We start from the raw sequence: 17,015 nt of genomic DNA on the forward strand, positions 1-17,015 counted from the left end.
CCGGGGCGGCCGTCTCCGGCCTCACCGTACGGGTTTCCCGTCGTCCGCCGCGGTCCCGGACCGGTCCGCGGCCGCCGTGCTCCCGGCAGGGCCGTCGCCGCGCGCCTCCGCGGCCGTCCTGGCCCGCTCCTCGGCCTGTACGGCCCGTGCCTCGGCCAGCCCGGCCCGCCGCAGGACGACCGCCTGCCGTACGTAGTCCAGGCCGGTCACGACGGTCAGCACCACGGCCACCGCCATCACCCACCACCGGAACGTCGCCAGCGGCCCGGACAGGATGAGCACGTACATGCCCACCGCGGTGCCCTGCGCGAGCGTCTTCAGCTTCCCGCCGCGGCTGGCGGGGATGACCCCGTGCCTGATCACCCAGAACCGCATCAGCGTGATGCCCAGCTCACGGAAGAGGATGACACCGGTCACCCACCACGGGAGGTCGTCCAGCACGGACAGGCAGATCAGCGCCGCGCCCATGATCGCTTTGTCCGCGATCGGGTCGGCGATCTTCCCGAAGTCCGTGACCAGGTTGTACTGGCGTGCCAGGTGGCCGTCGAACAGGTCGGTGATCATGGCGATGGCGAACGCGGCCCAGGCGAACGAGCGCCAGGCCGGGTCGTAGCCGTCGCCGTGCATCAGCAGCAGCACAAAGGCCGGTATGAGCAGCAGCCGCACCATCGTCAGGACGTTGGCGATGTTCCACAGTCCGGCCGTCCGGACGGCCGGCGCCGGGCGGTGGTGCCCACCGGCCGCGGAAGCCGGGACTCCGGTCATCTGCCCGCCTCCTCAGTACACGGCGCGCCGTCCGGCGACAGCACCTCGGCCACCAGGTCGACGCCTTCACTCGCTACGACCTTTGCTTCGACCATACGACCCGGCGCAAGGTCGAGTGAGGTCCGCAGCAGGGTCACGCCGTCGGTCTCGGGGGCCTGGTGCGCGGCGCGCCCCACGACCCCGTCCTCCTCGTCGACGCTGTCCACCAGGACGGTGAGGGTCTCGCCCAGCCGCTCCTCGGCGCGCTGCGCGGTCAGCTCCTCGGCCAGCCGCGAGATGTGCGCGAGACGCTCGGCGACCTCGTCCGGGTCGACCTTCTTGTCGTACGTGGCGGCCTCGGTGCCGTCCTCGTCGGAGTAGCCGAACACGCCGATCGCGTCCAGCCGCGCCCCGGTCAGGAAGCGCTCCAGCTCGGCGATGTCGTCCTCGGTCTCGCCGGGGAAGCCGACGATGAAGTTCGAGCGGGCGCCGGCCAGCGGCGCCTTGCCGCGGATCTGCTCCAGCAGGCCCAGGAAGCGGTCGGTGTCGCCGAAGCGCCGCATGGCGCGCAGCACGCCCGGCGCCGAGTGCTGGAAGGACAGGTCGAAGTACGGGGCGACCTTGTCCGTCTGCGTCAGCACGTCGATCAGGCCGGGGCGCATCTCGGCGGGCTGCAGGTAGCTGACCCGGATGCGCTCCAGGCCGTCGACGGCGGCCAGCTCCGGCAGCAGCGTCTCCAGCAGGCGGATGTCGCCCAGGTCCTTGCCGTAGGAGGTGTTGTTCTCGGAGACCAGCATGATCTCCTTCACCCCCTGCTCCGCCAGCCAGCGGGTCTCGCCGAGCACGTCGGAGGGGCGGCGCGAGATGAAGGAGCCGCGGAAGGACGGGATGGCGCAGAAGGAGCAGCGGCGGTCGCAGCCGGAGGCCAGCTTCACGGAGGCGACCGGGCTGGTGCCCAGGCGGCGCCGGAGCGGCGCACGGGGCCCTGAGGCGGGCGCCACGCCCTCCGGCAGGTCCGCGGGGGCGGGGACCGGCCCGTCCGCGCCGTGGCCGGGCAGGGCGACGCCTGTGGCGTCCTGGCGCTCGGCCGGGCTGATCGGCAGCAGCTTGCGGCGGTCGCGCGGGGTGTGCGCCTCGACGCTGCCGCCGCTCAGGATCGTCTGCAGCCGGCCGGAGATGTCGCCGTAATCGTCGAAACCGAGGACGCCGTCGGCCTCCGGCAGCGCCTCGGCCAGCTCCTTGCCGTACCGCTCGGCCATGCAGCCGACGGCCACCACCGCCTGGGTGCGGCCGTGGTCCTTCAGGTCGTTGGCCTCCAGGAGGGCATCGACGGAGTCCTTCTTGGCGGCCTCGACGAAGCCACAGGTGTTGACGACGGCGACATCGGCATCGGCGGCGTCCTCGACGAGGTCCCAGCCGTCCGCTGCCAGGCGGCCTGCGAGCTCCTCCGAGTCCACCTCGTTACGGGCGCAGCCAAGAGTGACAAGGGCGACGGTACGGCGTTCGGGCATGGAGTCAGCCTACTTTGTCCCGGCAACCTCCCTCGCTGCCAGGGTTGCCCCATCCGCCCGGCGCCCCGGACCGGGCCTGCTCAGCCGGCCTGCGGGCCCGCCGAGTAGCTCAGCCGCTCGACCGCTCCCTCGGCGCCGACCTTCTCGACCTCCTTGCCGTTGACGAACAGCTGCACGACGCCGGCATTGCCGACGACCAGGTCGATGCGCTTCTTGTCCGTGAAGGTCTTGGACTCGCCCTTCTTGAGCAGGCCGTCCTCCAACAGCCGGCCGTTGGCGTCCTTGGCGGAGATCCAGCTCTGCCCGTCCTTCGCGGTGATCTTGATGGTGACCTTGTCCTTGGGCACGCCCGCGACGGCGCTCTCCGAGGGCCCGGGGCCGGGGACGGTGGTGGGCTTGGCGGTCTTGCCGGACTTGCCGGCGGCGGGCTTGGTCGGCTGCACCGGCGCCGCCGTGTTGTCGCCCTCGGCGACCGCGCTCCCCTTGCCCCCGCCGCTGAAGAGTGTGAAGCCCACGAACCCGACGACCACGACGATGGCCGCGACCATCGCCGCCGTCCAGTTCGGGCGGCCGCGCTCGGGCCGGATGCGCTCGGCCTCGAAGAGCGGCGCGGCGGGGGTCGGCTCGGGCCGGCCGCCGTGGTCCCCGTCGAACTGTGCGATCAGCGGTTCCGGATCGAGGCCGACGGCGCGCGCGAGCGTGCGCAGGTGCCCCCGCGCGTAGACGTCGCCGCCGCAGCGCGAGAAGTCGTCCTGCTCGATGCCCTGCACGATGGGCACGCGCACCCGTGTGGTGGAACTGACCTCGTCGACGGTGAGTCCCGCCGCGATACGGGCCTGCTGGATGGCGCGGCCGATGGAGGGCCGGTCGTCTTCGGAGGAGTTGCCGATGGACACGTGGGCGCCTTTCGAGCGTGAGCCACCTGCTGGAGGTTCAGTCTAGGGGTGTACCGAAAGGGTCGGGCAAGCGGAAGAGCGGACTTTGTACGCCATCAGAAGGCCGGGTCAGGCCGCTGGACGCCCGGTCCGGGTGCCGATGGTGCACCATCCTCCCACCACCTCCCTCAACTTGACGTATCGGCGGAAGAAACGGTTGCTTACGATCTCCGACACCTGCTTCGGACCGCCCGTACGGGTGAACCGCAGGCGTGAAGCCTGGACTTCCTCCGCCGTCGCCGCGCCCGGTTGACGGGCCCGGAGCGCTGCCCGCGGGCAGACCCCGGACACCGCCCGGGCTCCCGCCGGGCGGCGGCCTCCGGGTGACGGCCTCTAGGAGGGCGTCTCCCCCCGGATGACCGCCAGTACGCCCTCCAACTCGTCCGGCTTGACGAGCACGTCGCGCGCCTTCGACCCCTCGCTCGGCCCGACGATGTTGCGCGACTCCATCAGGTCCATCAGCCGCCCGGCCTTGGCGAATCCCACCCGCAGCTTGCGCTGGAGCATGGAGGTGGACCCGAACTGGGTGGAGACCACCAGCTCAGCGGCCTGGCACAGCAGGTCCAGGTCGTCGCCGATGTCCTCGTCGATCTCCTTCTTCTGGGCCGTGCCGACCGTGACGTCGTCCCGGAAGACCGGCGCCATCTGGTCCTTGCAGTGCTGGACGACCTGCTGGACCTCGTCCTCCTGGACGAACGCGCCCTGCATGCGCACGGGTTTGTTGGCGCCCATCGGCAGGAAGAGGCTGTCGCCCTTGCCGATGAGCTTCTCCGCGCCGGGCTGGTCGAGGATGACCCGGCTGTCGGCGAGCGAGGAGGTCGCGAACGCCAGCCGGGACGGCACGTTCGCCTTGATCAGACCGGTCACCACGTCCACCGACGGACGCTGGGTGGCCAGCACCAGATGGATGCCGGCGGCGCGCGCGAGCTGGGTGATGCGGACGATGGAGTCCTCCACGTCACGCGGCGCGACCATCATCAGGTCCGCCAGCTCATCCACGATCACCAGCAGGTACGGATACGGCGACAGCTCGCGCTCGCTGCCCTCCGGCGGCTTGACCTTGCCGCTGCGCACGGCCGCGTTGAAGTCGTCGATGTGGCGGTAGCCGTACGCCGCCAGGTCGTCGTAGCGCAGGTCCATCTCGCGCACCACCCACTGCAGGGCCTCGGCGGCCTTCTTGGGGTTGGTGATGATCGGGGTGATCAGGTGCGGGATGCCCTCGTACGCGGTCAGCTCGACGCGCTTGGGGTCGACCAGCACCATCCGCACCTCGTCCGGGGTGGCGCGCGCCATCACCGAGGTGATCAGGCAGTTGATGCAGGAGGACTTGCCGGAGCCGGTGGCGCCGGCGACGAGGATGTGCGGCATCCGCGCCAGGTTGGCCGTCACGTACCCGCCCTCGACGTCCTTGCCGAGGCCGACCAGCAGCGGGTGGTCCTCGCCCACCGACTCGGCCGAGCGCAGCACGTCGCCGAGGTTGACCATCTCCCGGTCGCTGTTGGGGATCTCGATGCCGACCGCGGACTTGCCGGGGATCGGGCTGATGATCCGTACGTCCGGGCTGGCGACCGCGTACGCGATGTTCTTGGCCAGCGCGGTGATCTTCTCGACCTTGACCGCCGGGCCCAGCTCGATCTCGTAGCGGGTGACCGTCGGGCCACGGGTGAAGCCGGTGACCGCCGCGTCGACCTTGAACTCCTGGAAGACGGTGGTCAGCGACGCCACGACGGCGTCGTTGGCCGCGCTGCGGGTCTTGCCGGGGCCACCGCGGGTGAGCAGGTCCAGCGACGGCAGGGAGTAGGTGATGTCGTTGGACAGCAGCAGCTGCTCGGCGCGCGAGGGCAGCTCGCCGGACGGTTCCGGTGCGGACTTCGTGAAGTCCGGCACCGGCCCCGAGTGCTTGTCCTCGCTGCCTTGGCCCGCGCCCCGGGCGGGCGGTACCGAGCCGCTGTCCTGCTTGGGCCCGGCCGTGGACCGCTCGTCGCGGTCCTCGCCGTCGCGGCGCTCGCCGGAGATGCTGCTGCTGAGGTCGGCGACGAGGGGCGAGGGCTGGACGCCGTGCAGGACGGCGCCGTCCAGCGAGGCGGCGGCCGCGGCGGCCACGTCCACCGCGTCCATGGGCCGGTCGGCGGGCTGCAGCGGTGTACGGCGGCCGCGGCGGCGCTTGGCCAGCGCCGCCTCCTCTATGGCGTCCGGATCGTTCGCGAACTCCTGCGCCGCGGCGCGCCGCGGACTCCGTCCGGAGCGGTCGCGCCAGTCCTCGGCGTACTCCTCGGGCTCGGCGGCCACCGGCTCGGGCTCGTACACCTCGACCAGGCCCAGCCGGGCCCCGAGCTGCCGCAGCCGCTGCGGGATGGCGTTCACCGGCGTGGCGGTGACGACCAGCAGGCCGAAGACGGTGAGCAGCACCAGCAGCGCCACCGCCAGGGTCTGGCCGACGGTGAAGATCAGCGGCTTGGACGCGGCCCAGCCGACGTAGCCCCCGGCGTCCTGCATGGCCGCTATGCCGTCACCCCGGCCGGGCGATCCGCAGGCCATGGCGACCTGCCCGAGGACGCCGGTGACCAGCGCGGACAGGCCGATCACGATCCGCCCGTTGGCCTCCGGCTGCTCCGGATGGCGGATCAGGCGCAGCGCGATGCCGCCGAGCAGTATCGGTACGACCAGGTCCAGGCGGCCGAAGGCGCCGGTGATCAGCAGCTCGACGAGGTCGCCGACCGGGCCGCTGAGGTTGGACCACGTACCGGCGGCGATGACCAGGGCGAGCCCGAGCAGCAGCAGCGACAGCCCGTCCTTGCGGTGCGCCGGGTCCAGGTTCCTCGCGCCGCGCCCGACGCCGCGGAACATCGCGCCGACGCCGTGCGCCAGCCCGAGCCAGCAGGCCCGCACCAGGCGGTAGACGCCGCCGGTGGGCGACGGCGCGGGCCTCGGCGGCGCCTTCTTGGCGGCTGCCTTCTTCGCCGGCGCGCGCTTGGCCGGTGCGGTCTTCTTGGCAGGCGCCCTCTTGGCCGGAGCCGGCGCCTTCTTCGCCGGTGCTTTCTTCGCGGCGGCCTTCTTGGCGGCGCCTCCGGGCTGTCCGGCGCGCTGCTTCGAGGGGCCCGCCGTGCTCTGGGAACCCTTGCCGGACGTACGTGAGGCCATGGTGAGGAGATTACAGGCGACGGCCACAGTGACACGAGCGCTCGGGCCTTCACCCATTCGTGTCGCGCACCGCACCGCGCACTTCACGCCGACGGCTCACGACGTCGGCCGTACACACTCCTGGTGATGGCGCGTCAGGACGCGCCCCGGGGAGAATCCGTCCCTAGGAGCCGCGGGCCGTCCAGCGGGCCGCTGGAGCGTCGCACGGCGCCGCGCGCGGCGCGCGTCAGGAGGCGGCGTTGCCCGTGCCGGGCTCCAAGGCGTCCAGCGCCCGCCGCAGTCCGGTGAGCTTGCGCTCCAGATGCGCCGCCGTCGCGATGGCCGCCGCGTCCGCCGACTCGTCCAGCTGCTTGGACAGCGCCTCGGCCTGCTCCTCCACGGCCGCGAGCCGGGCGGACAGCTCGGCGAGCAGCCCCGCGGGCTCCTTGCTGGCCTCGTCCGCCGCGGCGCGGCCGCTCTCCAGCTGGAGCCGCAGCAGCGTCGCCTGCTCCCGCAGCTGACAGTTCTTCATGTACAGCTCGACGAAGACCGAGACCTTGGCGCGCAGCACCCACGGGTCGAACGGTTTGGAGATGTAGTCGACCGCTCCCGCCGCGTAACCACGGAAGGTGTGGTGCGGGCCGTGGTTGATGGCGGTGAGGAAGATGATCGGGATGTCGCGGGTGCGCTCGCGCCGCTTGATGTGCGCGGCCGTCTCGAACCCGTCCATCCCCGGCATCTGCACGTCGAGCAGAATCACCGCGAAATCGTCGGTGAGCAGTGCCTTGAGCGCTTCCTCCCCGGACGATGCCCGCACCAGTGTCTGATCGAGCGCGGAGAGGATCGCCTCCAGCGCCAGCAGATTCTCCGGCCGGTCATCGACCAGGAGGATCTTGGCCTTCTGCACCATGGCCCGTCCTCCTCGCCCCGGCAATGAACCGGACGCCGCCCCAGGGGACGGCTCTGTCATGCCGCCCGTCCTTGTGCCGGTCATCGTAGCCGCACCCCGCCTGTCGCCACACCCTGTCACCGCGATGTCACTGTGCACGTAGCACAAACGCAGTGAGAGACCAGAAGGTTCCCCGAATACCGCTCTCCCACACGTGGCCGGCCACACTGAGTCAACATGCGGGGAACCTTACGAGCCTCATTTGACGAACGTGTCACCGCGTGCGCATCCATTGCTCCATCACCGTCAGCAGGTGGTCGGTGTCCACCGGCTTGGTCACGTAGTCGGACGCCCCGGACTCGATGCTCTTCTCCCGGTCGCCCTTCATCGCCTTCGCCGTCAGCGCGATGATCGGCAGCCCGGCGAACTGCGGCATCCGCCGGATCGCGGCCGTGGTCGCGTAGCCGTCCATCTCCGGCATCATGATGTCCATCAGGACGAGCACCACGTCGTCGTGCTGCTCCAGGACCTCGATGCCCTCCCGGCCGTTCTCCGCGTACAGCACGGACAGCCCGTTCTGCTCCAGCACGCTGGTGAGCGCGAACACGTTGCGGATGTCGTCGTCGACGATCAGCACCTTCTCGCCGTGGAAGCCGCCGTCGAAGCCGGCCGACACCAGGTCCTGGCCGTTGCCGATCCAGGGCTCCTCGGCGGGCGCCTGCGGCGGCTCCTCGGCCGCCTGCGGTTCCGCCGGCGGCGTGGGCGCGGCCGGCAGCTCGGGGCACGGCGCCCCGGCCGGGCGCCGGCGCCGCCGGCCGATCCCCGGACCGGTGCCCCGGGACGGTGCGGCGCCGGTCTGCTCGGCGTCCTCCGCGGCCTGCCGTCCGATCTCCGCGTCCCGCGCCTCGGCGTCCAGCGCGAGTCCGCCCGCGACCAGTTGCGGGTAGCCCTGAGGCGGCAGCCCGCCCGGGTTGTACGGCAGGTAGAGCGTGAAGGTCGAGCCGCGGCCGGGCTCACTGGCGGCGTGGATCTCGCCGCCGAGCAGCCGCGCGATCTCCCGGCTGATGGACAGGCCCAGGCCCGTACCGCCGTACTTGCGGCTCGTGGTGCCGTCCGCCTGCTTGAACGCCTCGAAGATCACCCGCATCTTGCTGGACGCGATGCCGATGCCGGTGTCCGTCACCGAGAACGCGATCATGTCGGCGTCCGGCTCGCGCAGCGCGCCGTGCTCCAGCAGGTGTTCGCGGATGTCCGTCGGCACGTCGTCGCCGGCCGGCCGGATGACCAGTTCGACGGCGCCGCTGTCGGTGAACTTCACCGCGTTGGCCAGCAGGTTGCGCAGCACCTGGAGCAGCCGCTGCTCGTCGGTGTGCAGCGTGGCGGGCAGCTCCGGGGAGACCCGTACGGAGAAGTCGAGTCCCTTCTCCGCGGTCAGCGGCCGGAACGTGGCCTCGACGTAGTCGACGAGCTGGACCAGCGCGATCCGGGTCGGGCTGACGTCCATCTTGCCGGCCTCGACCTTCGACAGGTCCAGGATGTCGTTGATCAGCTGGAGCAGGTCGGAACCGGCGCCGTGAATGGTCTCGGAGAATTCGACCTGCTTCGGGGAGAGATTCCCCTCCGCGTTGTCGGCGAGCAGTTTGGCCAGAATCAGCAGCGAGTTCAGCGGCGTCCGCAGTTCGTGCGACATGTTCGCCAGGAACTCGGACTTGTAGCGCATCGAGACGGCGAGCTGCTCGGCGCGCTCCTCCAGCACCTGCCGCGCCTCCTCGATCTCGGTGTTCTTCACCTCGATGTCGCGGTTCTGCGCGCGCAGTTGCTCGGCCTTCTCCTCCAGTTCCGAGTTGGACAGCTCCAGCGCCTTCTGGCGGCTTTCCAACTCGCCCGACCGCTCCTTGAGTTGTTCGGTCAGTTCCTGCGACTGCTTGAGCAGTACCTCGGTCTTGGTGTTGACGGAGATGGTGTTGACGCTGGTCGCGATCATCTCCGCGATCTGGCTGAGGAAGTCCTTCTGGATCTGGGTGAACGGCTGGAAGGAGGCCAGCTCGATCACGCCGAGCACCTTGTCCTCGAAGAGCACCGGCAGCACGATCACGTTGGCCGGCGGTGCCTCGCCGAGCCCGGAGGCGATCTTCAGGTAGCCGGAGGGCACGTTCTCCACCAGGATCGTGCGCTTCTCCGCCGCCGCCGTGCCGATCAGGGTCTCACCCGGCCGGAACGTGGTCGGCATGGTGCCCATGGAGTAGCCGTACGAGCCCATCAGCCGCAGCTCGTAGGCGCCCGGCTCACCGCCGTCCGCGCCGATCTCGTTGCTGTCGCCGGGCTGCGCGGCGAGGAAGAACGCGCCGTGCTGCGCCGAGACCGCGGGGGACAGCTCGCTCATGATCAGCGTCGCCACGTCCTTGAGGTCACGGCGGCCCTGCATCAGGCCGGAGATACGGGCCAGATTGCCCTTGAGCCAGTCCTGCTCCTCGTTGGCGAGGGTGGTCTCGCGGAGCGTGGCGATCATCGTGTTGACGTTGTCCTGGAGCTCCAGGATCTCGCCCGCCGCGTCCACGTCGATCCGGACGTTGTGGTCGCCCAGGGTCACCGCCGCGGCGACGGCGGCGATCGCGCGCACCTGACGGGTCAGGTTGCCCGCCATCTCGTTCACCGACTCTGTCAGGTCCTTCCAGGTGCCGGCCACGCCGCGCACCTGGGCCTGCCCGCCGAGCTGGCCTTCCGTACCCACCTCGCGGGCCACCCGGGTGACCTGCTCGGCGAAGGAGGAGAGCTGGTCGACCATCGTGTTGATGGTCGTCTTCAGGGCCAGGATCTCGCCCCGCGCGTCGATGTCGATCTTCTTGGTCAGGTCGCCCTTGGCGATGGCCGTGGTGACCATCGCGATGTTGCGCACCTGGCCGGTCAGGTTGTTGGCCATCGAGTTCACCGACTCGGTCAGGTCCTTCCACGTACCGGCGACGCCGGGTACGCGGGCCTGGCCGCCCAGGATGCCGTCGGTGCCCACCTCGCGGGCCACCCTGGTGACCTCGTCGGCGAACGACGACAGCGTCGTGACCATGGTGTTGACCGTGTCGGCGAGCTGCGCGACCTCGCCGCGCGCCTCGACCGTGACCTTCTTGGTCAGGTCGCCGTTGGCGACCGCCGCGGAGACCTGGGAGATGTTGCGCACCTGGATGGTCAGGTTGTTGGCCATCAGGTTGACGTTGTCGCTGAGGTCCTTCCAGATACCGGTGACGCCCGGGACCCGGGCCTGGCCGCCCAGCTGGCCCTCCGTACCGACCTCACGGGCGACCCGCGTCACCTGCTCGGCGAAGAGCGAGAGCTGGTCGACCATGGTGTTGACGGTCGTGACCAGTTCGAGGATCTCGCCCTTGGCGTCGACGGTGATCTTCTTCGACAGGTCGCCGCGCGCGACCGCGGTGGTCACCTCGCCGATGCTGCGCACCTGGGACGTCAGGTTGTTCGCCATGAAGTTGACGGACTGGGTGAGGTCCTTCCACGTACCGCTGACGCCCTGCACCTCGGCCTGGCCGCCGAGGATGCCCTCGGTGCCCACCTCGCGCGCCACCCGCGTCACCTGGTCGGCGAACGACGACAGCTGGTCGACCATGGTGTTCAGGGTGTTCTTCAGCTCCAGGATCTCGCCCCGGGCGTCCACGTCGATCTTCTGCGACAGGTCGCCGCGCGCCACCGCCGTCGCGACCTGCGCGATATTGCGGACCTGGGCGGTCAGGTTTCCGGCCATGCCGTTCACCGAGTCGGTCAGATCGCGCCAGACGCCCGCGACGCCCGGCACCTGCGCCTGGCCGCCGAGCCTGCCGTCCGTACCGACCTCGCGGGCCACTCTGGTGACCTGTTCCGCGAAGGCCGAGAGCTGGTCGACCATCGTGTTGATGGTGTTCTTCAGCTCCAGGATCTCGCCGCGCGCGTCCACGTCGATCTTCTGCGACAGGTCGCCGCGCGCCACCGCCGTCGTCACCTGGGCGATCTGCCGCACCTGGGAGGTGAGGTTGCCCGCCATGAAGTTGACGGAGTCGGTCAGTTCCTTCCACGTACCGCTGACGCCGTCCACCCGGGCCTGACCGCCGAGGCGGCCCTCCGTGCCCACGTCCCGCGCCATCCGGGTGACCTGGTCGGCGAACGAGGACAGCTGGTCGACCATCGTGTTCACGGTGTTCTTCAGCTGGAGCATCTCGCCGGACACGTCGACCGTGACCTTCTGCGACAGATCACCGTTGGCCACCGCCGTCGTCACCTGCGCGATGTTGCGCACCTGACCGGTCAGGTTGCGGAACGCGGTGTTGACGGAGTCCGTGAGGTCCTTCCACGTCCCCGCGGCACCCGGTACGGCGGCCTGGCCGCCCAGCTCGCCCTCGACGCCGATCTCCCGGGCGACGCGCGTCACCTCGGCACCGAAAGAGGACAACTGGTCGACCATCGTGTTGACGGTGTTCTTCAGTTCGAGCATTTCGCCCGCGACGTCGACGGTGACCTTCTGCGACAGATCACCGTTGGCGACGGCCGTCGTCACCTGCGCGATGTCGCGGACCTGACCCGTCAGGTTGCGGAAGGCGTTGTTCACCGAGTCGGTGAGGTCCTTCCACGTACCGGCGGCGCCCGGCACCTGCGCCTGCCCGCCGAGCTGGCCCTCGGCGCCGACCTCGTTGGCGACCCGCGTGACCTCGTCCGCGAACGTGCGCAGCGTCTCGGTCATCGTGTTGATCGTGTCGGCGAGCTGCGCGACCTCGCCACGCGCGCTGACCGTGACCTTCTGCGACAGGTCGCCGTTGGCGACCGCCGTGGTGACCTGGGCGATCCCGCGCACCTGCGCGGTGAGGTTGCCGGCCATCAGGTTGACGGAGTCCGTGAGGTCCTTCCAGACCCCCGCGACGCCCGGGACCTGCGCCTGGCCGCCCAGCTCGCCCTCCGTGCCGACCTCGCGCGCCACCCGGGTCACCTCGGAGGCGAAGGAGGAGAGCTGGTCCACCATCGTGTTGACGGTGTTCTTCAGCTCCAGCATCTCGCCGGCGACATGGACGGTCACCTTGCGTGACAGGTCACCCTTGGCGACGGCGGTGGTGACCAGCGCGATGTCCCGCACCTGCGCCGTCAGCCGGGACGCCATCGTGTTGACGGACTCGGTCAGGTCCTTCCAGGACCCGGACATGCCGCGCACCCGCGCCTGCCCGCCGAGCTTGCCCTCCGTGCCGACCTCGCTGGCGACCCGCGTCACCTCGTCGGTGAAGGCCGACAGCTGGTCCACCAGCCCGTTGACCGTGCGGCCCACCTTCAGGAACTCACCGCGCAGCGGATGCGCCGAGGTCCCGTCCGTACCGCGCGAGCGCAGGTCCATCCGCTGTTCCAGGTCGCCCTCGGACACCGCCGAGAGCACCCGGCCCACCTCGGACACCGGCCGTACGAGATCGTCGACCAGGGCGTTCGAGGCGTCGACGGCCGCGGCCCAGGAGCCCTCGCAGGCGCCGGCCTCCAGCCGTTCCGTGAGTTTTCCCTCACGGCCGACGACCCGGCGCACCCGCGCCAGCTCTCCCGTCAGGTGCAGATTGCGGTCCGCCACCTCGTTGTAGACAGCGGCGATCTCCGACAGCACTCCGTCTCCGGAGACCGTCAGCCGCTTACGGAAATTCCCGTCCCGCATCGAGACGAGTGCAGCCAGCAGCCGGTTCAGCGCAGCCGTATCCACCTCAGTCGTCCCGTTGCTCCGGGAACGTCCGCCTTTCGCGCGCGTGCTCGTGCCCCGCGCCGCTGCGCCAGACTCCACCGTGTCCCTCCCGCAGGGTCGACCGTTCTACCCGGGCCTTCTCTTTGAGCTTGCCCAGTGTTTCACCATGGCCCAACCAGGCCATAACAGTTCGGCAGCATCGCACACCGTCCCGAGCACGATCGGGGCGCAAACAGAGGTGACCGGCATCCGCACGCGCGGCGAAGGTAAGTAACCTGGCATCCGGCTGTCCACCCGCCCTGGCCGTCCAGCACGGGCAGTGGGCGAGCACACCAGGCTTTCTTAAGGGGCGCCGCCATGGTGGGAGAGCAGATCACCGACACACGCATGAGGAGACCAGTGATCACCGCGCGGGCCGCTGCCACGTTCGAGCCGGTCGGCCGCTCGGTCGCCACCGCCCGCGCCTTTGTGCGCGACACCCTCCAGGGCTGGGGCTACGGCGACATCGTCGACGACGCCGTCGTCCTGACCAGCGAACTGGTCACCAACGCCGTCGTCCACGCGGGCACCGCCGCCGACGTACTGTGCCTGCGCACGGACGGCGGGGTGCGCATCGAGGTCGCGGACCGCTATCCGGAGCGGGAGATCCCGCTGCAGAACACCGGCCGCGCGTTCGCCCATCCGGACCGCGAGGGCGGCCGCGGGCTCCTGCTGTGCGGCGCGCTGGCCAGCCGCTGGGGCGTGGAGTACACCGCCTCGCAAAAGCACGTCTGGTTCCAGCTCGACCTGCCCGAGCGCCCGGCCGGCACCCGCTCGGCGGGCCCCGCCCTGCCCGTGGACGCCCTGCCGGTCGCCGACAGCCGGGTCCGCGTCGCCGTCGTCCAGATCGACCGCGGCGGCTGCATCAGCTTCTGGAACGAGGACGCGCGCGACCTCTTCGCGTACGAACCCGAGCAGGTCGTCGGCAAGCCCCTCACCGACTTCGCCGCCTGGCCGCACACCCCCGGCACGGGCACCGGCATCGCCGAGGCGCTCCAGCTCTCCCGCTGGGAGGGCTCGTACGGCATACGGGGCGCCGACGGCCGAGTCGTCCCGGTGTACGCCTCCCACCTGCGCGTCCGCGACGCCGACGGTGAGCCGTACACGGTCTGCCTCCTGGTGCGCGACCACGAGCGCGCCGTCCTCCAGAGCCCCCTGCGCACCCCCGCCCCCGACCAGGCCGCCCAGCCGCCCGAGGGACGCGGCCCCGCCGACCCGTTCGAGGTCTTCATCGGCTCGCCGGCCCCCGACGACCTCGACGGCCTCCTCCAGCGCACGGTCGAACGCGCCCGCGACATGCTCGACGGCGACGCCGCGTACCTGCTGCTGGCCACCGACGACGAGACCGAGCTGGAGGTACGGGCCTCCACCGGCCTGCCCTCGGCCCGCCAGCGCTTCGCCCGGGTCCCGGTCGAGGCGGGCTCCGGACGGTACGGCTCCGCCCGTATGCCGGCCGTCCACGAGGACCTGACCGCCGTCCCCGGCGCCGTACCGCTGCTCTCCGGTACGGGCATGCGCTCGGTCGTCACGGTCCCGCTGAAGGTCGAGGGCCGCCTGACCGGCTCCCTGGGCGTCGCCGCCGAAGCCCCCGGACGGTACACGAACGAGGAGGCCCTGCGCCTCCAGTTCGCCGCCGACCGCATCGCGCTGGCCGTCGAGCGGGCCCGCCTGACCGAGCTGGAACGGCTGCGCCGCGGCTCCCTCTCCTTCCTCGTCGAGGCCTCCGACCTGCTGGCCGGCACCCTCGACCGGGACCAGACACTGGCCCTGATGGCTCAGATGACCGTCCCCACCCTCGCCACCTGGTGCGCCGTGTACACCGTCGCCGACCAGGCGTCCGAGCCGGAGCTGTCCTACGTCCTGCACGAGGACGAGGACCGCATCGACGGCCTCAAGTCGCTCCTGATGAAGGTCGACCCGCCGGAGCCGGTGCCCACCCCCGGCGCCCGCCTGTGGAACGCGCCGACCGACGCCGCCCACGACGCGGCCCTGCGCACCTCCCTGCGCAGCCTGGGCCTGGGCAACTCGGCCCGCCCCTCCAAGGGACCCGGCGCCACCCTCGCGACCGCCTCGGCGGTCGGCGGCGAGACCGTCGTGCTGCCCCTGGTCGCCCGCAACCGCGTCATCGGCATGCTCACGCTCGGCAAGCCCAGCGAGGAGCACTTCCGCCAGGAGATCCTGGAGCTCGCCGAGGACCTCTCCCGCAGGGCCGCACTCGCCCTGGACAACGCGCGCCTGTACTCGGAGCGCACGGCCATCAGCCAGTCCCTCCAGCGCAGCCTGCTGCCCCCGGAGCTGCCCGAGGTCCCGGGCGTCGAGGTCGAGGTCATCTACCGCGCGGCCGGCGAGGGCAACGAGGTCGGCGGCGACTTCTACGACCTGTTCCCCATCCGGGACGGCGCGTACGGCTTCGCCATCGGCGACGTCTGCGGTACGGGCCCGGAGGCCGCCGCGGTCACCGGCCTGGCCCGGCACGCGCTGCGGCTGCTCGCCCGCGAGGGCTTCGGCGGCCCCGCCGTCCTGGAGCGGCTGAACGCCGCGATCCTCGACGAGGGCGCCCGCAGCCGCTTCCTGACGCTGCTGTACGGCGAGCTGTGGCCGCAGCGCGACGGCAGCGCCGTCCTGAAGGTCGTCTGCGCCGGCCACCCGCTGCCGCTGCGCCTGCGCCAGGACGGCACGGTCGAGCCGGCCGCCGAGCCGCAGCCCCTGCTGGGCGTCATGGACGACCTGGAACTGTACGAGCAGACCGTCACGCTCGACCCGGGCGACGTCCTGCTGTGCGTCACCGACGGCGTCACCGAGCGCCGCGAAGGCACCCGGATGCTGGGCGACGACGGCCTCATGGACGTCCTGACGACCTGTACGGGCCTGACCGCCGGGGCCGTGGCCGCCCGCATCCTGCGCGCGGTCGAGCGTTTCGCCGCCGAACCGGCCTCCGACGACATGGCCATCCTCGCCATGCGGGTCCCCGAGGTCCCGCTCACCGCGTGACCCGGGGGCCCGCCCGGCCCCCTTTGCGCGTACGAGCCTTTCGGTACACGGAAAAGGCCCCCGCCGTGTGGCGGGGGCCTTTTCCTCTGAGCCCCAATACGGAATCGAACCGTAGACCTTCTCCTTACCATGGAGACGCTCTGCCGACTGAGCTATTGGGGCGCGGCAACGGAGAAAACTCTACCCGAACCCAGCCGATAAACCGAATCACGTACCGCACACCCCGGCGGACGCATCCCACTCCCCCGCAAAAGGGATTTTCAGAACGCCGGCTGCAGCAGTCCCCCGAGCGCGTTGCAGGCACCGACCATCTTGTGCAGTTCGCGCCGCGACAGTTCACCGCGGACCGGCAGCGCGAGCGTCTCGTCCACGGCCCGCTCGGTCTGCGGCAGGTACACGTCCCGCCGCAGCCCCGGCGTGCGGTACACGGGCGCCTGTACGGGCACGTGGCAGGCGACGCCCCGGGAGCGCAGGGCCCGCGCGAAGGCGTCCCGGTCCGGCCGCCCGTTCCCCGGGACGCGGACGACGTACTGCTCGTAGGTGTGGCCCGCGACGGCGGGCGGCGTCAGCACACCGGTGAGCCGCGCGTCCAGGTAGGCCGCGCGGTCCCGCCGGCGCCCCACGCCATCCTGGTCGGCCCGGTCGGCTCCGGGCTCGCCGACGGCGACGACGAGCAGGCCGTGGCGCTGCCCGGTCTCACGTATCCAGCCCATGTCCGCGGGCCTGCCGAAGCGGTGTACGGCGACGACGGCCGCCGTGCGCGGCGTGACCGCGTCGGCCACCGCGGCCGGGTCGAGGCAGAGGCTGTCCGCGTCCACGTCGGCGAAGACCGGCAGCGCGCCCAGCTCCACGACAGCCTCGGCGACCTCGGGGTTGCCGTACGCCGGCACCACCACCTCGTCGCCTTCGCGGACACCGGCCGACCTGAGCGTTCCCACTGTCCCCATGCCACGGAGCCTGACCACATGAAGTGAACATGAAGTAACGCGCCGCACTGCACCGTGAGAACAAAAAAGCTCCGGTCCCTGAACCATCAAGGTTCAGAGACCGGAGCTGAAAAATCGTTCGGCGGCGTCCTACTCTCCCACAGGGTCCCCCCTGCA

Annotated in this window: 8 protein-coding genes and 1 tRNA gene; 1 reads left to right on the plus strand and 8 read right to left on the minus strand. The window is 71.0% G+C overall.

Translation table 11 applies throughout. The features are described 5' to 3' along the window. Positions 1-21 precede the first annotated feature (21 nt). The 6 genes from pgsA to ACZ4Z1_RS24925 all read right to left on the minus strand — a co-directional run bounded on the left by pgsA (position 22) and on the right by ACZ4Z1_RS24925 (position 12,981). The gene (gene pgsA / locus ACZ4Z1_RS24900; RefSeq protein ID WP_468488814.1) at positions 22-765 is read right to left on the minus strand and encodes a CDP-diacylglycerol--glycerol-3-phosphate 3-phosphatidyltransferase; all 744 of its coding nucleotides are present in this window, start codon (positions 763-765) and stop codon (positions 22-24) included. Continuing rightward, complete coding sequence (rimO, locus tag ACZ4Z1_RS24905) at positions 762-2,255, minus strand: 30S ribosomal protein S12 methylthiotransferase RimO (protein WP_468488815.1); 1,494 nt, start codon at positions 2,253-2,255, stop codon at positions 762-764. The genes pgsA and rimO overlap by 4 nt, the downstream gene beginning before the upstream one ends. Before the next feature lie 80 nt (positions 2,256-2,335). Next, complete coding sequence (locus ACZ4Z1_RS24910) at positions 2,336-3,151, minus strand: helix-turn-helix domain-containing protein (RefSeq protein ID WP_468488816.1); 816 nt, start codon at positions 3,149-3,151, stop codon at positions 2,336-2,338. Positions 3,152-3,523: 372 nt separating this feature from the next. After that, the gene (locus ACZ4Z1_RS24915; RefSeq protein WP_468488817.1) at positions 3,524-6,331 is read right to left on the minus strand and encodes a DNA translocase FtsK; all 2,808 of its coding nucleotides are present in this window, start codon (positions 6,329-6,331) and stop codon (positions 3,524-3,526) included. Between the two features lie 226 nt (positions 6,332-6,557). Beyond that, complete coding sequence (locus ACZ4Z1_RS24920) at positions 6,558-7,220, minus strand: response regulator (protein ID WP_468488818.1); 663 nt, start codon at positions 7,218-7,220, stop codon at positions 6,558-6,560. Between the two features lie 253 nt (positions 7,221-7,473). After that, positions 7,474-12,981, minus strand: a complete 5,508-nt coding sequence (locus ACZ4Z1_RS24925; protein ID WP_468488819.1) for a HAMP domain-containing protein — start codon at positions 12,979-12,981, stop codon at positions 7,474-7,476. A 258-nt stretch (positions 12,982-13,239) separates the two neighbouring features. Here ACZ4Z1_RS24925 and ACZ4Z1_RS24930 point away from each other — a divergent pair, with 258 nt between their 5' ends. Next, positions 13,240-15,912 carry a SpoIIE family protein phosphatase gene (locus tag ACZ4Z1_RS24930; protein ID WP_468488820.1) on the plus strand — a complete coding sequence of 891 codons (2,673 nt, stop codon included), beginning with the start codon at positions 13,240-13,242 and terminating at the stop codon, positions 15,910-15,912. A gap of 89 nt (positions 15,913-16,001) precedes the next feature. Here ACZ4Z1_RS24930 and ACZ4Z1_RS24935 read toward each other — a convergent pair. Further along, a tRNA-Thr gene (locus tag ACZ4Z1_RS24935) sits at positions 16,002-16,074 on the minus strand. Between the two features lie 98 nt (positions 16,075-16,172). Further along, positions 16,173-16,859, minus strand: a complete 687-nt coding sequence (locus tag ACZ4Z1_RS24940) for a DegT/DnrJ/EryC1/StrS family aminotransferase (protein ID WP_468488821.1) — start codon at positions 16,857-16,859, stop codon at positions 16,173-16,175. Positions 16,860-17,015 lie beyond the last annotated feature (156 nt).

It is taken from the genome of Streptomyces sp. NPDC030165 (assembly GCF_055573595.1).

Coding starts and splice junctions, on each gene's coding strand:
- pgsA (WP_468488814.1), bottom strand. CDS start 765: ATGACCGGAGTCCCGGCTTCCGCGGCCGGTGGGCACCACCGCCCGGCG.
- rimO (WP_468488815.1), bottom strand. CDS start 2,255: ATGCCCGAACGCCGTACCGTCGCCCTTGTCACTCTTGGCTGCGCCCGT.
- ACZ4Z1_RS24915 (WP_468488817.1), bottom strand. CDS start 6,331: ATGGCCTCACGTACGTCCGGCAAGGGTTCCCAGAGCACGGCGGGCCCC.
- ACZ4Z1_RS24920 (WP_468488818.1), bottom strand. CDS start 7,220: ATGGTGCAGAAGGCCAAGATCCTCCTGGTCGATGACCGGCCGGAGAAT.
- ACZ4Z1_RS24930 (WP_468488820.1), top strand. CDS start 13,240: ATGGTGGGAGAGCAGATCACCGACACACGCATGAGGAGACCAGTGATC.
- ACZ4Z1_RS24940 (WP_468488821.1), bottom strand. CDS start 16,859: ATGGGGACAGTGGGAACGCTCAGGTCGGCCGGTGTCCGCGAAGGCGAC.